Raw genomic sequence first — 17,330 nt, forward strand, 5'->3', positions numbered from 1 at the left:
TTTTAAATATAAATCAGCCAATGGAATAGTGAACCAAATACTTTGCCTAAGACAATGGCCATGAGAAGCAAAACAATTTTCCCGTCCATTCCAATTCTTTTCGTTAATATAGGAAGTACATTTAATACTTCAGTCAGCGCAGCCGCAAGCATGCCGACGAAAATGCCAGCCAAAAGACCGATCGGGAGCGCCAGCCATTTGGATAAATGCAAATGCACCTCGCTCAAGGTTGCCCAGCCGCCAACGACCGCCCCGGTGATGACAGCTGCCTCGTATCCTTGTATGAAGCGCTGCGTTTTCGTTAATTGCATTAAACGAGGGATGATGCCAAGCACTGTGAGAAATGCTACAAATCCTGCTCCTACCGTTAAACCGCCGCCAAGTCCAACTAACGCGACAAAAAGCCACTTACCGATCATGGATATCTTTCATTGTCTCTTTATTTTCTTTAAGGGCGACATAATGATCGAGATCGAGCTGATATTTAAACATCTCCACTTCGAGCGGACTTGGTTCTTCATTTAAACGCTTTTTAAATACATGATTGAAAAATAAAATCATGCCAAAGCCTAATCCAAAGCTGTATGGAATTTGCAATAAATAAGGATGCTCAACCGTTTTTCCTGTGATCATTTCATATAGGCGGATATGAACGAGCCGCATACTGACATCCTCGTGGAAATTCATAATGGCAAGCGCCGCTCCGACAAATAATAGGAGCCACACGAACACAAATAAAACGGGAGAAAGCTGGCGTTTGCCTGTATCAATTTCAACAATGGCTTCAGCGCCTCCGACGGTTTGAATGTCGATGTCTGGCCATGTTTTTTTGATCGTTTTGACCACATGCATGATATCAAGAACGGCGATGTGACGATCCTTTTTACTGACATGATATATCGGCATCTTGCTAAGCTTTTGCACAGCAAACTCATCACCAGTGATTTGGGCGATATCTTCTAAATAAATGAGCTGATCATTACCGGTCTTAATGCGATGGCGCAGCCGAAGAAAGATTTGTCCGTCCATCCAAGTCACTTCCTATACGATGGGTTAAAAATAGTATGTGGTGAAAAATGGTTCTCATACCGAGAGAACTTGATTTACCGGTAATTACCACACGAAAAAAGCCAGCCGAATTGGCTAGCTCTCTTTTTGATCCATTTGCATTTGGATTTGTTTTAAAATTTTCTTTTCGAGCCGCGAGACTTGTACTTGTGAAATGCCGAGTCTCTCCGCTACCTCAGATTGTGTTTGGTCTTTATAATATCTTAAGTACACAATGAGTTTTTCTCGTTCTTCTAATTCCTTGATCGCTTCTTTCAGCGCGATTTTATCAAACCATCTTTCTTCTGAATGATCGGCAATTTGATCAAGTAATGTAATCGGGTCCCCGTCATTTTCATACACCGTTTCATGAATCGACGACGGCGTTCGGACCGCTTCTTGGGCGAGGACGACATCCTCTGGTGTGATATCTAGATATTCGGCTATTTCCAGGACGGTCGGCATTCTTCCGTGAGACTTAGACAATTCATCTCTTGCCCGCCGGATTTTATTACCAAGTTCCTTTAGTGACCGGCTGACTTTGACTGTTCCATCATCTCGAATGAATCGCTGGATTTCACCAATGATCATTGGGACAGCATAGGTTGAAAACTTCACATCATATGACAAATCAAATTTATCAACAGATTTTAGCAGTCCAATACAGCCAATTTGAAACAAATCATCTGGTTCATATCCTCTATTTAAAAAGCGCTGAACAACGGACCAAACAAGACGCATGTTTTTTTCTACGAGGAGGTCTCTTGCTTGCTGATCACCGTCTTGGCTTTTTTTGATGAGCTCTTTGACTTCATCATTTGACAGCTGGGCTTTTTTTGCTTGCTTTTTTACCTCCACATCCATATGAGCAGCTCCTTTAATTACAAAGCGCTTTGCTTTTTGATAGATGCTTTGTTAAACGGATGGTTGTGCCCATTTCTGGAGATGAGTCTATCATGACATCATCCATAAAATTCTCCATAATGGTAAAGCCCATTCCAGAGCGTTCTAAGTCTGGTTTTGTCGTGAAAAGCGGCTGTCTTGCTTCCTCAAGATCTGTAATGCCCATCCCTTCGTCACGGATGGTGAGGTACACAACATGATCATCAAGTGTGACTTCGATATGCACCTTGCCATCTGGATTCCCATCATAGCCATGGATAATAGAGTTTGTCACCGCCTCTGACACAACGGTTTTGATTTCTGTTAATTCATCCAATGTCGGATCAAGCTGGGCGATAAACGCCGCGACTGTCACCCTCGCAAAGGATTCATTTTGACTTAATGCAGAGAAGGTCAGGTTCATTTCATTCCTCATGATGCCACCCCCAATGTTTGCAATGCTGTTTGCTCTGAAGGCTCCATACGGATGATTTTAAATAAGCCAGACATATCAAATAACCGGTTCACTGCTGGCGAAATAGCACAGACGACCATTTCTCCGCCAAGCTGCTTAATTTCTTTATATCTTCCTAAAATCACTCCGAGACCTGAGCTGTCCATAAACGTTAAATCAGCCAAATTGAGCACAATGTGGCGAATGTCCTCTGTTTCCAAATAATTCGTCACCTTTTGTCTCAATGTTTCTGCGGAGTGATGATCGAGCTCTCCTGTTAATCGAATGCAAAGTACGCTCTCTTTTACTTGAAAATTAATATCAAGGCTCATCTTTTTATTCCTCCTTGCTCTAATTTCGGATAAAGATTGTTTCTCTTTTTTATCAAGTAAATCCTTCACCATGACAAAACTAGTGACCATTCGTCACATTTAGATGTTCTTTTCTTCTTTCTCATAGCAAAAAGACTGCCTGTTTCAGCAGCCTTCTCCTTTTTATTTCCATTTCACAAATTCAGCCATCGCTCGTTTGAAGAATGTCCAAACGCCCGCTTTTTCCATTCCTTCTTTGGCTTGAACAGGGCTTTCATGCAGCACTTTTCCGTCTTTTTTCAAGACAATGGTTCCAAGTTCCGTTCCTTTTGAGAATGGGGCCGTAACATCCTGAGACAGTTTGATTTCTTTTTTTATCTGATCCACATTTTCGCCTTTTTTCGTTAAAAGGGAGATTGGTTCAGAGGTGACAAGCTTAATTTTTTTCTTTGTCCCTTTGCTTACCTTGATTTCGGCTACATCTTGTCCTCGTTTGTAAAGCGGGTGTGTGGTGTATTGACTAAATGCATAGTCTAACATTTTGACCACTTGGGCGTTTCTGTCTTTCGGTGTACTTGCGCCGAAAACAACTGCAATGACGCGCATGTTTCCTTTTTTAGCGGATGCAGTCAAACAGTATTTGGCTTCTCCTGTAAAACCTGTTTTCAACCCATCGACACCTGGATAAAATTTAATCAATCGGTTCGTATTCACAAGCCAGAATTTTTTATCCGTGTTTTGACGGAGATAGTCTTCGTAAACACCTGTGAATTTGGTGATTTGTTCATATTTCAACAGCTCTTTTGCCATTTTTGCCATATCATGAGCTGTACTGTAATGGTCTTTTTCAGGAAGTCCTGTTGGGTTTTGAAAGACCGTAGAGGTGAGACCGAGTTCTTTTGCCTTTTTGTTCATTTGCTCGACAAACTGTTCTTCAGATCCGGCAATATGCTCTGCCATGGCAACTGAAGCATCATTTCCAGACGCAATCGCAATGCCTTTCAGCATTTCTTTCACGGTCATTTCTTCTCCAGGTTCAAGGAAGATTTGTGACCCTCCCATTGAAGCTGCATAGTCACTTGTTCTTACCTTGTCAGTCATTTTCAGTTTTCCTTGATCAATGGCTTCCATGATGAGAAGCATCGTCATGATTTTGGTCATACTTGCGGGTGCCAGCTTTTCATCGCTGTTTTTGTTGTAAAGCACTTTTCCCGTGTCACGTTCTATTAAGATGGCTGATTTGGCTTCGTGCACCAATTCTGATGTTTGTTTTTCTTCTGGTTTTTCAATCTTTTCTTTTGCTATCGCTGATGGTGAAACCATTGAGATAATGATCATTAAAATAAACAATGCACATATATGACGTTTCAAGTGGCAGACCTCCATTATCGTAATCCTTTCTATTTTTTCCTCATCGAGGCTGTTTTATTCAGAGATCATATGATTAACATAAAAAAAGCCTTCTGTCGATAAACAGAAGGCTTCTTAAAACATGCTATGAGAGTTGTTTGACAATGTCTTTTACTAAATCAAGGAAACTCGCTTTCACTTTTTCGGTTACTTCAATGACTTCATCATGAGACAGCGGCTGATCTAAAATACCTGATGCCGCATTAGAAATACAAGAAATACCTAGCACTTTGATTCCTGCATGACGCGCAACAATCACCTCTGGGACCGTCGACATGCCTACAGCATCTGCGCCAAGTGTTCTGAGGAAACGAACTTCAGCCGGTGTTTCATATGAAGGACCTGTCATCCCTGCATAAACACCCTGCTGTACAGATATGCCTAAGCGCTGAGCTGTTTCTTCTGCAAGTGCCAGCAAATCTTTATCGTATGGGGCAGACATATCAGGAAAACGAACGCCTTGACTGTCATTTGGTCCAATTAATGGATTGGTCCCCATCATATTGATATGATCTGTAATCAGCATGAGATCGCCTGGATGGAATGAAGTATTCACACCGCCGGCTGCATTTGTCACAATGCATGTCCCAATGCCAATTTCTTTCATCACACGGACTGGAAACGTCACTTGCTTCATATCATATCCTTCATAGAAGTGAAAACGTCCTTGCATCGCACATACGACAGTGCCTTTCAGCGTCCCGATGACGAGCTGTCCTGCATGACCTTCTACTGTTGAAACAGGAAATCCAGGAATATCTTCATATTTCAATTTGATTGGATTTTCAATCTCATCTGCTAAAATGCCAAGCCCTGAACCTAAGATCAATCCAACTGTTGGTACGTATGTCGATGCTTGTTTAATGTATGCCGCCGCTTCTGAAAACTGTGCTCCCACGAGATTTCCCCCTATTTGAGTTTAGATAAAAAGCTTGTGCCGTATTTTGGCATCGTTGTCTTGAAATTGTCTGCGACCGTTGCTCCAAGATCAGCAAAGGTTTTTGAAGTTGGCAGTTCATTTGCTCCTTGATGCTTTTTGCTGTAAGCAATGAGCGGAACATATTCTCTTGTATGATCTGTTCCGTGATGAACCGGGTCATTTCCATGATCTGCTGTAATGACAAGAAGATCATCCTCTTTTAACAGGTCAAATACTTCAGGAAGACGGGCGTCAAATTCCTCTAGTGCTTTTCCGTAACCCTCTGGATCTCTTCTATGTCCGTAAAGGGCGTCAAAGTCAACAAGGTTTAAAAAGCTGAGTCCCGTAAAGTCTGTTTTAAGTGTATCGACCAGCTTGTCCATTCCGTCCATGTTCGATTTTGTTCTGAGGGAAGAGGTGATTCCTTCTCCATCATAAATATCAGAGATTTTGCCGATCGCAATCACATCGAGCCCATCATCTTTCAGCTCATTCATGACTGTACGGTCAAATGGTTTTAAAGCATAGTCATGACGGTTTGGTGTTCTGACAAATGCCCGAGGCTCCCCGACAAATGGACGAGCGATAACGCGGCCAACCATATATTTTTCATCTAATGTGAGCTCACGTGCAATTTCACAAATACGATAAAGTTCATCTAATGGCACCACTTCTTCGTGCGCAGCAATTTGCAACACAGAATCCGCAGATGTATAAACGATTAGATCACCTGTTTTCATGTGCTCTTCGCCAAGCTCGTCTAAAATTTCAGTACCAGACGCAGGTTTATTTCCAATAATGCCTCTGCCTGTTTTTTCTTTTAGTTCATTTAGTAGTTCATCTGGGAATCCGTCTGGAAAAACTCTGAACGGTGTGTCTATGTAAAGACCCATGATTTCCCAGTGTCCTGTCATTGTGTCTTTACCATTTGATGCCTCTTGCATTTTTCCATAATACGCAAGCGGTTTTTCATCCGCTGGAATTCCTTTGATTTCTTTAATATGACTCAGCCCAAGCTTCGCCATATTCGGCATATGAAGCCCGTTCATTTTTTCAGCAATATGTCCTAGTGTATCTGCACCTACATCATTAAATTCAGCAGCATCAGGTGCTTCCCCAATTCCTACTGAATCCATTACGACGAGGAAAATGCGTTTATACTGATAATCAGGCATTAAAAAGCGCCTCCTTCAATATTCTTGTCTTTTAACCTTTCAAAAAGAGAGGTCTGACATCTCAAGTATAAACCGTTTACAAGCCGGTTGACAACCATAAACGGTGCAAACATGAAAAAGCATGACACACGTTCACCGTGTCATGCTTTACTTATGCCCTTGGATGGAATTTGTGATACACATCTTTCAGTCTTGTTTTCGTCACATGTGTATAAATTTGTGTTGTCGAGATATCGGCATGTCCGAGCATCTCCTGCACAGCTCTTAGGTCTGCACCGTTTTCAAGCAGATGTGTTGCAAATGAATGCCTGAGTGTATGGGGGGTGAGTTCTTTTTGAATCCCTGCTTCAAGAGCTCTTTTTTTCAAATTCTTCCAGAATCCTTGCCGCGACATTTTTTTCCCGTGATGATTGAGAAATAAGGCATCTGCCGGCTGTTTTTTTAGCAGCTTGCTTCTTCCCTTTTCGAGATATTCTTCAATCGCACTTGCGCAAGCTTCACCAATTGGCACAATCCGCTCTTTTCTTCCTTTACCGAAACAACGGATAAATCCCATTGTGAGGTGAACATCAGCAAGGGTCAGGTCCAGCATTTCACTGACGCGAATGCCTGTTGCATATAAGAGCTCGAGCATCGCTTTGTCACGGTAGTCAAATGGAGTGTGCTGATTTGGTGTATCAAGCAGCTTTTCGACTTCCTCTAGTGAGAGAACTTTCGGTAATTTCCGCTCTGTTTTTTGCGTTTCAATGTTCCATGACGGATCATCTGTTGTCACTTTTTCCCGGAGCAGAAATTGGTGGAAGGAACGGATCGAGGAGAGATGCCGTACTGACGTTTTGCTCGATTTCCCTTCCTCTTTTAGCTGTTTTAAATAATGAATGATATGCAGGCGAGTGACATCTTTTATATCTGTCAGCTGCTCATGTGTCATTAAAAAAGACAAGTAGTTCTGTAAATCTCGTTTATAAGAAACAATGGTATTTTCAGAGAGTCCTCTCTCTACTGTCATAAAATGAATAAAGTCGGATAATTGATCGTTCAATGATTTCTACTCCCCGTTTTGATAAAAATAAATCAATCGGTCTTGCCAGTTGTCTTGATTCGGCTGATCCATTTCCATCACTTTAATTGCTGCACCCTCTGGTTTATCATAACGATGGTAGCTTTCATATTCTGAATTTATCCATATCATAGCATAATAGAACAGCACGGTAAAACCAGTGAACAAGATAAATACCTTCATCACTTCACCTGTTGTTTTGAGCCATTTTCGCATGATTCTCATGTCCTTTCTCAGCTTCTCATTACTTCAGCATATGCCAGGTGGGACAAGGAATATACAGCGAAAATGCAAAAAACCTCTTCATCTTAAATGAAAAGGTTCCAATTCGGATTATTTGCCGGATTCATCATCATGACACCGGTGGCAAATGCCATGGAATGTCAATCTATGATCCTTAATTTTAAATTTCCAGTCACGTTCAATAATCTCTTCAACGTCTTCTAATAAATCATCTTCTATCTCATCGACTGTCCCGCATTCCATGCAGACAAGATGGTGATGGAAGTGGGCGGCTCCTTCTTTGCGAAGATCATATCGCGAAACGCCGTCTCCAAAGTTAATTTTATCAACAACTTTCAGTTCAGTTAGCAATTCTAACGTCCGATAAACAGTAGCAAGACCAATTTCAGGAGACTTCTCTTTTACGAGGAGGTATACATCTTCTGCACTTAAATGGTCTTCTTCATTCTCAAGCAGTACTCTGACTGTTGCTTCACGCTGTGGCGTGAGCTTATAGCTGGAAGAATGAAGCTGTTTCTTAATTCGATCAATCCGATTTTCCATTGACTTTCCCTCCTACGCCACATTACTTGATCATTATATCAAATGATGTGCTGGGAGCCAACTATAATCATTTTAAATTAATAAATAAATTGATTATTATTTAATAACAATTATAAATTTATGAGAAAAGAACACCTGCTAGCTTTTTCATGAGCATGAAGGAGACATACGATTCAAAAAAGGACGAAAGTGCAGCAAGCGCTAAAATCATCAGAAGAACAGATGCATAACGGGCGAACCACTGAACAGGTGCTTGACTGATGTTTTTTTTCATGAACAGCTGCCCAATGAGACGAATGGAAAACGCAATCGCACATGTCCCAATCACTAAATAGGCCGGAATAAGCAATATGTTTTGCGGAAGAACCGATACGAACGAAAGGAAGAAACCACTCAGCCCCATTTGATTTACTAGAAAACCAACTGTAAACCCAACGACAATTCCTTTTAAAAAGATCATGAGAAAGATGAGCGGCAGGCCAATGATAGATATTCCTAGTATCCACATAAGACCTAAATATTTCATATGATGCAAAAAGCTTTGCAAAAACATTTCTTTTGATTCTGCTGCTTTCTCATTTGTCAGCTGACCAAAAAATTGATTTAAATAATAGAATAAATCCTCTTTCTGACTAATTGTCATACTATTGACGATGATGGCCCCAAAGATTACACCCATTAAAAAGAGTACAGAGACAAACAAATAAATCGATAGATGGTCTTTTACGTGCTGAAGAAGATGTTCCTTCCAAGACTTTTTCCGCATGCGTCTTCCTCCCAAATAGTAAAGGTTACTAGATTCTATGAGAGAGATTACGAAACATGACAGTTTTATTGAAAGAAAAAAGAGAAAGCAGCCTAAACACTGCTCTCTCTTCTCATTTATCGTGCCGCTTTTTGTACGTTCACAAGCCCAGCACCATAGTAAAAAGGATCTCCAAGCTGTGTAGCCGTTTTTGAAAGTCTCTCGCGTACTTCATCGTTTGTCAGATTCGGATGTTTTGATAGAATGACAGCCGCAGCTCCTGCTACATGCGGTGATGCCATGGATGTTCCGCTCTTGTAGCCATATTCATTATGGGGAATAGTGCTGAGCGTTGAAACGCCTGGTGCTGAAACTTCCACTTCTTCGCCTACAGATGAATCAAAAGCTCTTTGTTTTCTTTGGTCAACAGAAGCAACCGCTATCACTGAGCTGTATTTGGCTGGATAGTCAACCGTGTTGAGAGAGCCATAACTTCCTGCATTCCCAGCAGAAGCCACAATGAGAATACCTTTGTCATATGCTCGATCTACCGCTTCTTTCAGCGCTTCAGATTCACTTGCTCCTCCCATACTAATATTGATGACATCCATGTCATTCTCAATGGCCCATTCAATTCCTTTAATAATCCAGCTATAGTAGCCATCACCATTTTCATCTGCCACCTTGACCGCATAGATAGAAGCTTTTGGCGCAACACCAACGACACCTACCTTATTATCTAACGCTGCAATTGTGCCCGCCACATGCGTCCCGTGTTCATGCGGGTCAACAAGCGGATCAGACTCTGTTGGAACAAAGCTGACTCCGCCGGTGACATGTAGATCTTCATGTTTGCCATCAATGCCGCTGTCAAGAACGGCTACTTTGACATTTTGTCCAGCGTATCCCCGTTTATGTACCTTTTGTGCTTTGATGCTTTTGATGCCATATGGGATCGTTTGACCGCTTGTTTTTGCCTTTTGGTCCTCCTCAATGAAGGTCACTTCTTTTGCCTGATTTAGTTTCTTTTTCGATGCCTCATTCAAGGAAACTTTCATCATATCTATCTGCTCTATGGATTCTTTTACATGTCCACCAGCTTCTTCAACAAGCTGTTTTTGTGTATGATCTTGAACGGAAGAAGAAAAGCCGATCATGTACTCTTTTTTTGCTTGTTCCTTTGCAGAAATATGTGAGGCGCCGAACGTGACCGATGCCAGCATCATACTTGCCATACAAAGCCCTGCTCCAATTGACTTGACGTTCACAATACTCACTCTCCCTTTCATCTTTTTGTCATTTAACTACATTTTTAGACAAAAAGAAACGACCGTTTGTCCTATTTTTTAAAATTTTTCCATTTATTTGAACTAGTTGTCACAAAAAAGAAAAATAAAAATGCTTATGATCCTCTTGATAGTGATCATAAGCATTCCTTCTTTTATGTTTTTTCATCATGTACTGCAAGGCTTCTTGTTTTGTTTTTGTCTTTCTTTCATGTGTACTAAAGTGCGCCATGTTTCCTCTCGACAGTTCCGGGTTTCGGCTGTGCTGCCTTTCAATATGTTCTCGTTTTTTCTTTGCATTGCTTTTTCCCATTTGGCAAAACCCCTTTCGTTGACGTCATGATACACGATGCGACATAAAAAAGATAGACGTCTACACGCCTATCTTTCTGTTTTCACCATATCAAGATGAGGAATCCCATCTTCATCATAACAATCTGAAACGGCCTTAAAACCAAAGGATTCGTAAAACGATTTCAGGTAGGCCTGCGCCTGAATTTTGACACTTTTTTCACCTAAGTCATTCAGCTTTTCCAAAGCCTTGCTGAGCAGGATTTTTCCATAGCCTTTTTTTCGGCCTGCCTGCGTCACAAGAACGCGGCCAATGGACGCCTCTTCGTACATGATTCCGCTTTGAAAAATTCGGCAATAAGCCACAATCGTGCCGTCCTCTTTTGCCATCAGATGAAAGGCTACTTGATCCCGGTGATCAATTTCAGGGTAAGGGCATGTTTGTTCAACAACAAACACATTGACTCTTTCCATTAAGATCAGGTAAAGATCCTCTTTTGTCAATTGTTCAAACGTTTCACATGTCCAGTTAACTTGATTCATGATTGATATCCACCTTACCGTACACTCCGCCCCCGCCAGCGATCAGTTCGACTTCACCTTTTCTTGCTTTAATGATGTAATTGGCTGTTTTTTCTGGCAGGACAGCTTTTAGTTCTTGTTCTGTTGCTTGATGAAGGATATTCATCTCTGTGTGAAACACGGCTTTTAGCTTCTCCAGCGTTTTGGCTCCAACACCCGGAATAAATTGAAGCGGAAGCTGATGAACATAAGGAGGTCTTGTTCCTTTGTCACTTTCCTGGTCAGCAAGCTCCTTTAAACGCTCACTCACTCCTTTTGTCATCCGGGTATGTCCGCATGCGTGACACTTTTCTTGATCTAGCGCGCGAGGTCTTAATCCGCACTTCTCGCAGGTTGTATGATAGTACTTCCCAAGCCGCGGGGCGAGCCCATAATTTCCTGTGATGGCTCTCCCCCCTTTCCCTTCAAGGGCTAGTTTAAATTCGGCAAAAGAGGCATGGTCCATGCGGATTTTTGTATATTCTCGCGCGATTTTTCCTAAAGAATGAGCGTCTGAATTCGTTAAAAAGGGATAACGGTTCAGTTCGCTTAACTGGGACGCCATTGACGTATCGCAGCTAAGTCCTAGTTCAACAGCATCAATGAGGTCCGGATCGAACACTTCCGTTAAAGACGTGCTGACTCCTTTGCCAAATAAGCTTTTATGCGGGGTGAAAATATGAGCAGGAATAAATAAGCCTCCTAGCTCCTTGACCTTATGCTGAAGTGTTTTCCCATCCACATAGAGGCGCTGTGAACTCAAATGCACATTTTTCATATGTAGCGCGAGCCATGCGGAGAACTCAGCCATTTTGCGCAGTGTAGGCATAAATGCAAGCACGTGAATCGGACCTTTTGAATGGTTATCGTTAATTTCTAATTCACTGCCTAAAAGCAGCACGGTCTGTTCAAATGATAGACCGCCATCACTTAGTTCAGTGTACTTGCCTTCCTCTACACCTTCTATTAATTCTTCTAGGACTTCTGGAGATTGTGCATCAATCACACCAATCATCCCCATCCCTTTACTTTGCGTTGCTTCAATGAGAATTTGGTCAATTGTCAGTGACCTTGCACCTGTAATTTTAACAGCTCTGCCTGTTCTTGTTCTGCCAATATGAATATGGATGTCTGCAAAAAACTCCCTCATTTTGTTGACTTAAGTACCTCTTGCAGTTGTAAGTACTGAATGGCATAGGCTGTTTTTGCATCATAAATATGCTGCTTTTCAATGAGATGCAAGGCTTCTTCTAATGAAACTTCCATCACTTCAACAAATTCATCTTCATCCAGCTCTCTTTTTTCTTCAAGCGGAACTAGCTGATCTGCAAGATACATGTGGACGATTTCATCTGCAAAACCTGGTGATGTATAAAAGGCTGTCAGCTTTTGAAGCTTCTGAGTGGTGTATCCTGTTTCTTCTTCTAATTCTCGCAGTGCTGTATGTGCCGGCTCTTCCCCTGGCTCTAATTTACCAGCCGGAATTTCAACGATGGCTCTCTCTAGTGCTTTACGGTATTGCTTGACCAAGATGATTTTATTTTCGTCTGTCCGAGCAATGACGGCTACTGCACCAGGATGTTTGATGATTTCGCGTTTGCCTTGTTTTCCATTTGGCAATTGTACATCTTCAAGAACCAAATCAATGATTTTTCCGTTGTATAATTCTTTAGTCGATAATGTTTTTTCTTCAAAATCCTTCAATTTTGTCAGCTCCTCGTTCTACTTTCACTTTTTACTTCATTCATTTTAACATAGATGATTTAAGAGAAGCGAAATGCGGACGCTTGCTTCAATGCGCCATTTGAAGTCACCTAGCTTGAATTCCAGATTTTTTTCACTTAATGTGAAGGAATAGGAGTGTGATGGAATTGAAAAAAAGACGAATTGGTACATCGGATCTTTTGGTGAGCGAAGCGGCTCTAGGATGTATGTCCCTAGGAACAGAAAAAGGAAAAGCGCTCTCTTTATTAGATGAAGCCATTGATCTTGGAATTAACTATTTGGATACAGCCGATTTATATGATTTTGGGACAAATGAGGAAATTGTCGGGGAAGCGATTAAAAACAGGCGGCAAGATTTAATTTTGGCCACAAAAGGCGGCAACCGCTTTGAAAAAGGCAAATCTGGCTGGGACTGGGACCCTTCAAAGGCATACATAAAAGAAGCCGTAAAACAAAGCCTCAAGCGGCTGCAAACAGATTATATTGATTTATACCAATTGCACGGAGGCACGATCAATGATCCTATCGATGAGACGATTGAGGCTTTTGAAGAATTAGTGGAAGAAGGCGTTATTCGCTATTATGGCATCTCTTCTATCCGTCCAAACGTCATTAAAGAATACGCCAAAAAATCAAACATCGTCAGTGTCATGATGCAATATAGTTTACTCGACCGCCGTCCAGAGGAATGGTTCTCTCTTCTTGAAGAACAAGGCATTAGTGTCGTGGCAAGAGGACCTTTAGCAAAAGGGCTTTTAACCGAAAAACCACTTTCGCAAGCAAGTGCCTCGATTCAAAAAAACGGCTATCTTCAATATTCATTTGACGAGCTTCAGCAAGTCATTCCTTCTTTAAAGAAAGTCGCTTATGACCTATCACTCACAGAGCTGTCCATTCAATATTTGCTTAAGAATTCTGCGGTTAGTTCCGTTGTTTTTGGCGCAAGCTCGGTGGAACAGTTAAAAGAAAATGCGGCAGCGGCCAATGCACGTTCTTTAAGTGACCAAGAAGTAAAAGCATTGACTTACTATACAAAACCATCTGTGTACGAGGCGCACCGGTTTAAATAAGATAAAAAGAGATCACCTGATGTGACCTCTGATGATTGTAGAGAAACTCATGTTTTTCTACAATTTTTCTATTTTATCGTATGTATGATGAGTGAACTCTTTTTCATATTTAACAAATGATGACATAAAAAAAGAAGCATCAGTGCTCCCTTTTTTAGCTTTTATATTTTCTCCAGTCCAAATGACTTTCATCTAGTAACTCCGAGAAGCTTTTGTTTTTTTCTTTTTCTTTCTGCTGCCGAAGGAGGCCTTGTCGTTTTTGTTCTTCTCTTTTTTCTGTCTCGGCGGCCAGATTCTGCTTCATTTGAAGGAGCTGCTGTTTGAGATCCTCGTTTATGCCGTCCTTTAATTTCGCTTGATCATTGTTCTTTTTCATTGTGCCTCTCTCCTTTTGCCTCTAAGTGTATCATCCGTTTTATTTCCTGAGCAAGAGTCACGCCAATCTCCCAACATGTGGTATGATCATCATAGGAAAAACCTCGGAAAGGAAGAATCAGCTAGATGAGAAAATGGATCGCTATACTTGCCTTCATATTATGTCCGCTCGTTGCAATCGGAATTTTTTTCACCAATAAAATGATGTATATTCGAAAATTAACAGATGAAGAGCTCATCAAACGAGAAGCAGATGAAGGGCATTATCATCATGAAGAGTTTCAACAGCTTAACAAAGAGAAAGTGTGTATTCCTTCAGCATTTGGTTATGAGCTTCATGGCTATTTTGTGCCGCACTCACATCCGCATACAACACGCACCATCGTACTTTGTCATGGCGTCACAGTCAGTTTAATAAATTCCGTTAAGTATATGAAATTATTCCAAAAGCTTGGGTGGAATGTGATGCTTTATGATCATAGACGACATGGAATGAGTGGCGGAAAAACCACGAGTTATGGGTACTACGAAAAAGAAGATTTAGCGCAGGTCGTGAAGTGGCTTAGACAAAGACTCGGGGAAAATGCTATTATCGGTATACATGGAGAATCAATGGGGGCAGTCACGACTTTGTTATATGCCGCAAAGCCGGAAGCAAGTGCCAATTTTTACATAGCTGACTGTCCTTTTGCTTCTTTTGAGGATCAGCTTCTCTATCGATTAAAAACAGATTTTCGTCTTTCAGGGCAATGGATTCTTCCACTAAGTGATCGAGTGTTAAAATGGCGGGATGGATACAGCATTCGGCAAGTGTCACCGCTTGATGTGATCGATCAGGTGAGAGAACCTGTGCTTTTTATCCATAGTCTTTATGATGACTATATTCCATGCGAGCAGAGTCAGCAGCTATATGCTCGAAAAAAAGGTGATAAACAGCTATTTATAGCGCCGCACGGGGCACACGCGATGTCTTTTAGTGAAAATAAAGAAGCTTACGAACAAGAAATTCAAGCATTCCTTCAACCATTTGAATCGAATGATGATAAAAGAGGAGAATGAACAGCAGTTCGTCTCCTCTTTTTGAGCTAACTTATGCGATAGTCACCACTGTTGTATGATGTCTGCCCGCCAGTTCCATATGACTCTCTTCCGATTGCTGCTGACTCATGACCGATAATCCTGCAGTTGCTGCCAATAAAAGAACTATCAAACTCGTTTTCATATAAATGACCCCCATTTTGAATTTTTGATATGGCTTGAATCTTCCGTTCGTAAAACCGTGTCGATGCTTCATACAGTCCAAGCTCATTGTAATAATGAGCCGCATCAAGTGCCAATTCCTCAATGTCTGGGTATAAGCGCTTGTCCTCGAGCAGGTCTAATGTATCGTCTATGATCGTTATTTCTGCATCAACGTATAATGCTTTTAAGAACTGAAATTTGCAGATGTAAATTTCATCTTCTAATTCACAGGCTTTCATAATACCTTTTTGATAGAGGGTTAACGACTCTTCTATTTGTTTTTGTTTAAACAGGATTTGGGTGAGCATAAATAGTGGGTCTAGAGAGCGATTAAGATGGGTTAAATTCTCCTTTTCAAACACTTCAAGAGAGTCTTTCAGATAACGGCTTGCTTCCGCAAGATCGTTCATTTGGTAATAACAGTTACCTAAGTTGAAAAGGGCCGAACCTATGACTCGAGGGTTTCCAATCGAGCGTGCTCGATTTAGAGCATTTTTAAAGTAGGGCAATGCATGTTCATAGCATTTCAAATCATCATAGTTTGCACCGATGACAAATTCACAGTGGATGATTCTCAGCGTGTACGTTCTGTAGGCAGAGTACGTATTTAACGCTTGCAAGGCATAGTGCATCGAAAAGTGGGTTTGTTTCATGTGGTAGTATATTTCAGCTAATTTAAAGTAAAATTCTGCTCTTTCTATATCATCTGATATGAGATTGAGCTTTTTTTCTGCTGAACGGTAATAGGCAATGGCACTTAAATAGTTTTGCTGTTCAAACTCAAACATTCCTGTGAAAAAATGAACATAGTATTCAAGCATGTCCGTTAATTTCGTTTGCGAATGTTCGATCGTTTCTAACAGGTTTTTAATTTCTTCATCATTTGAGGCTTTCTTTGCCGGTTCAAAATATTCAAGCATCACCTTATGGCGAAAATCCATCAGCTGGTAAAACAGCAACAAGTTTTGATCCTGCTCCATCTCCAGAATTTCCTGCTCGATCTCGGCCTTCAGCTTCTCTGCTTTCATGACATGAAATCCGCAAATCTGCCTATACCATTCGTTTATTTTAATTCCAACCTGAGGCGATGACAGCTTGAGCTTCAATTCACTTTAGCACCTCCCTTCTCATATACGATACATGTTGTATTCTATCATATTTCCTCGAATGGAAGAAATATGAAATGTCATTTTTCGCAAAGTTTTCGGTATCCCGCAATAACCGCTTCCATTGCCTATTTTTCGGCATTTATATCCATGATTTTTTCATTTCTATTTTTCTCATTTTGTCGAATTGGTTGTTATAAAACAGTTTTTTTGCGTTGCAAAAGATCATTTTTCAGATTAGACGTTCCCTGTTGTTTAATGAGATGATGAAGGCACGAAAAAAACCCTTTTGTCAAAAAGGGCTTTTATAATACATCTGTTACCTGTTCCATATTCTCTTTGATCCAATTGACAGCTAATTCGAGCGTTGGGAATTCTTCCGTTTCAAATGTGACTTCATCCTGAAGAAGCCAAACATCCTTTTTCACCGAATCCATTCCACCTATTGACCAGTGCAAAAGGGTATAGGGATGATTGTTATTTAAAAACGACACCCATGTTTTATTTTGTGCCGTGTTTTGTATCACTCTAAGCTTCTGATCCACTACGTTTCCACCTTACTTTACAAGTATGCCCATTCTTGGACTGAGTATTTGCTGAGGACTTTTCAGCATCAATGTATTGGCTTTTTCATTAAAATCGATGGTCATTTCCTCATCAAAGAATACCTTCTGTGCAATGTGTATATATAGTTTTAAATGTTGGCTATTATTAAGTTGTTCCCATTCACCTGTTCTTTCACTTGTTAACCAAAGCATTGGTACGCCACTCACTGCACAGCCACAACCTTCTGAATCGTAGCGAAGCAGTAATTCCTTAGTTTCGTTTCCTGTTTGCTGTTTTTCTATATATGTTTTAGCCTGTTCTGTGATGTGAATATACATG

Annotated in this window: 23 protein-coding genes; 2 read left to right on the top strand and 21 right to left on the bottom strand. The window is 41.0% G+C overall.

Going from position 1 to position 17,330, the window contains the following annotated elements; genetic code table 11:
• Nucleotides 1–2: 2 nt before the first annotated feature.
• From MKY83_RS11070 to MKY83_RS11150, 17 genes are all read right to left on the bottom strand, one after another.
• A complete protein-coding gene (locus tag MKY83_RS11070) occupies nt 3–419 on the bottom strand; it encodes a stage V sporulation protein AB (protein WP_044141069.1) in 417 nt (138 codons plus the stop codon).
• Nucleotides 409–1,029 carry a stage V sporulation protein AA gene (locus MKY83_RS11075; protein ID WP_034661143.1) on the bottom strand — a complete coding sequence of 207 codons (621 nt, stop codon included), beginning with the start codon at nt 1,027–1,029 and terminating at the stop codon, nt 409–411. The genes MKY83_RS11070 and MKY83_RS11075 overlap by 11 nt, the downstream gene beginning before the upstream one ends.
• A 114-nt stretch (nt 1,030–1,143) precedes the next feature.
• The gene (gene sigF, locus MKY83_RS11080; protein ID WP_044141067.1) at nt 1,144–1,911 is read right to left on the bottom strand and encodes an RNA polymerase sporulation sigma factor SigF; all 768 of its coding nucleotides are present in this window, start codon (nt 1,909–1,911) and stop codon (nt 1,144–1,146) included.
• A gap of 13 nt (nt 1,912–1,924) precedes the next feature.
• Nucleotides 1,925–2,365 (bottom strand): anti-sigma F factor, encoded by a 441-nt coding sequence (gene spoIIAB / locus MKY83_RS11085; protein ID WP_012010447.1) that lies wholly within the window; start codon nt 2,363–2,365, stop codon nt 1,925–1,927.
• Nucleotides 2,362–2,715, bottom strand: a complete 354-nt coding sequence (spoIIAA, locus tag MKY83_RS11090; RefSeq protein ID WP_065098333.1) for an anti-sigma F factor antagonist — start codon at nt 2,713–2,715, stop codon at nt 2,362–2,364. The genes spoIIAB and spoIIAA overlap by 4 nt, the downstream gene beginning before the upstream one ends.
• A gap of 162 nt (nt 2,716–2,877) precedes the next feature.
• Nucleotides 2,878–4,065: a D-alanyl-D-alanine carboxypeptidase family protein gene (locus tag MKY83_RS11095; RefSeq protein ID WP_065098334.1), complete on the bottom strand. Its 1,188-nt coding sequence runs from the start codon at nt 4,063–4,065 to the stop codon at nt 2,878–2,880.
• A 124-nt stretch (nt 4,066–4,189) separates the two neighbouring features.
• Nucleotides 4,190–5,002 carry a purine-nucleoside phosphorylase gene (locus tag MKY83_RS11100; RefSeq protein ID WP_065098335.1) on the bottom strand — a complete coding sequence of 271 codons (813 nt, stop codon included), beginning with the start codon at nt 5,000–5,002 and terminating at the stop codon, nt 4,190–4,192.
• Between the two features lie 11 nt (nt 5,003–5,013).
• Nucleotides 5,014–6,198 carry a phosphopentomutase gene (gene deoB, locus MKY83_RS11105; RefSeq protein WP_065098336.1) on the bottom strand — a complete coding sequence of 395 codons (1,185 nt, stop codon included), beginning with the start codon at nt 6,196–6,198 and terminating at the stop codon, nt 5,014–5,016.
• A gap of 151 nt (nt 6,199–6,349) precedes the next feature.
• The gene (gene xerD / locus MKY83_RS11110) at nt 6,350–7,240 is read right to left on the bottom strand and encodes a site-specific tyrosine recombinase XerD (protein ID WP_044141062.1); all 891 of its coding nucleotides are present in this window, start codon (nt 7,238–7,240) and stop codon (nt 6,350–6,352) included.
• A gap of 6 nt (nt 7,241–7,246) precedes the next feature.
• Nucleotides 7,247–7,474, bottom strand: a complete 228-nt coding sequence (locus tag MKY83_RS11115; protein WP_003215798.1) for a YqzK family protein — start codon at nt 7,472–7,474, stop codon at nt 7,247–7,249.
• 117 nt (nt 7,475–7,591) lie between these two features.
• Nucleotides 7,592–8,044, bottom strand: a complete 453-nt coding sequence (gene fur / locus MKY83_RS11120; protein ID WP_003215577.1) for a ferric iron uptake transcriptional regulator — start codon at nt 8,042–8,044, stop codon at nt 7,592–7,594.
• A gap of 118 nt (nt 8,045–8,162) precedes the next feature.
• Complete coding sequence (gene spoIIM, locus MKY83_RS11125; protein ID WP_113767383.1) at nt 8,163–8,810, bottom strand: stage II sporulation protein M; 648 nt, start codon at nt 8,808–8,810, stop codon at nt 8,163–8,165.
• 116 nt (nt 8,811–8,926) lie between these two features.
• On the bottom strand, nt 8,927–10,057 hold the full coding sequence (locus tag MKY83_RS11130) for a S8 family peptidase (RefSeq protein WP_113767384.1): 1,131 nt from the start codon (nt 10,055–10,057) through the stop codon (nt 8,927–8,929).
• A 109-nt stretch (nt 10,058–10,166) separates the two neighbouring features.
• Entirely contained in the window at nt 10,167–10,388 is a 222-nt protein-coding gene (locus tag MKY83_RS11135) for a hypothetical protein (RefSeq protein WP_342487364.1), read from the bottom strand.
• Nucleotides 10,389–10,456: 68 nt separating this feature from the next.
• Nucleotides 10,457–10,909, bottom strand: a complete 453-nt coding sequence (locus tag MKY83_RS11140; RefSeq protein WP_113767386.1) for a GNAT family N-acetyltransferase — start codon at nt 10,907–10,909, stop codon at nt 10,457–10,459.
• The gene (locus MKY83_RS11145; protein WP_113767387.1) at nt 10,896–12,077 is read right to left on the bottom strand and encodes a TIGR00375 family protein; all 1,182 of its coding nucleotides are present in this window, start codon (nt 12,075–12,077) and stop codon (nt 10,896–10,898) included. Before MKY83_RS11145 ends, MKY83_RS11140 begins: the two co-directional genes overlap by 14 nt.
• Nucleotides 12,074–12,631, bottom strand: a complete 558-nt coding sequence (locus MKY83_RS11150; RefSeq protein ID WP_044141058.1) for an NUDIX hydrolase — start codon at nt 12,629–12,631, stop codon at nt 12,074–12,076. Before MKY83_RS11150 ends, MKY83_RS11145 begins: the two co-directional genes overlap by 4 nt.
• A gap of 167 nt (nt 12,632–12,798) precedes the next feature.
• On the opposite strand from MKY83_RS11150, the gene MKY83_RS11155 reads away from it, so the two are divergent.
• The gene (locus MKY83_RS11155; RefSeq protein WP_065098340.1) at nt 12,799–13,722 is read left to right on the top strand and encodes an aldo/keto reductase; all 924 of its coding nucleotides are present in this window, start codon (nt 12,799–12,801) and stop codon (nt 13,720–13,722) included.
• 154 nt (nt 13,723–13,876) lie between these two features.
• Here MKY83_RS11155 and MKY83_RS11160 read toward each other — a convergent pair whose 3' ends face one another.
• Nucleotides 13,877–14,098, bottom strand: coding sequence for a YqkE family protein (locus MKY83_RS11160; RefSeq protein ID WP_065098341.1), 222 nt, complete (start codon nt 14,096–14,098; stop codon nt 13,877–13,879).
• Nucleotides 14,099–14,223: 125 nt separating this feature from the next.
• Here MKY83_RS11160 and MKY83_RS11165 point away from each other — a divergent pair, with 125 nt between their 5' ends.
• Nucleotides 14,224–15,156, top strand: a complete 933-nt coding sequence (locus MKY83_RS11165) for an alpha/beta hydrolase (protein WP_342487365.1) — start codon at nt 14,224–14,226, stop codon at nt 15,154–15,156.
• A 26-nt stretch (nt 15,157–15,182) separates the two neighbouring features.
• Here the strand turns inward: MKY83_RS11165 and MKY83_RS11170 are convergent, their stop codons facing one another.
• The 3 genes from MKY83_RS11170 to MKY83_RS11180 form a co-directional block, all read right to left on the bottom strand.
• Nucleotides 15,183–16,445, bottom strand: coding sequence for a tetratricopeptide repeat protein (locus tag MKY83_RS11170; RefSeq protein ID WP_106065537.1), 1,263 nt, complete (start codon nt 16,443–16,445; stop codon nt 15,183–15,185).
• A gap of 305 nt (nt 16,446–16,750) precedes the next feature.
• Nucleotides 16,751–16,990, bottom strand: coding sequence for a YqkC family protein (locus tag MKY83_RS11175; RefSeq protein WP_003215790.1), 240 nt, complete (start codon nt 16,988–16,990; stop codon nt 16,751–16,753).
• A 12-nt stretch (nt 16,991–17,002) separates the two neighbouring features.
• On the bottom strand, nt 17,003–17,329 hold the full coding sequence (locus tag MKY83_RS11180) for an iron-sulfur cluster biosynthesis family protein (protein ID WP_044141053.1): 327 nt from the start codon (nt 17,327–17,329) through the stop codon (nt 17,003–17,005).
• Between the last annotated feature and the right edge of the window lies 1 nt (nt 17,330).

It is taken from the genome of Bacillus sp. FSL M8-0266, from assembly GCF_038613425.1.
Taxonomy (GTDB): domain Bacteria; phylum Bacillota; class Bacilli; order Bacillales; family Bacillaceae; genus Bacillus; species Bacillus pumilus.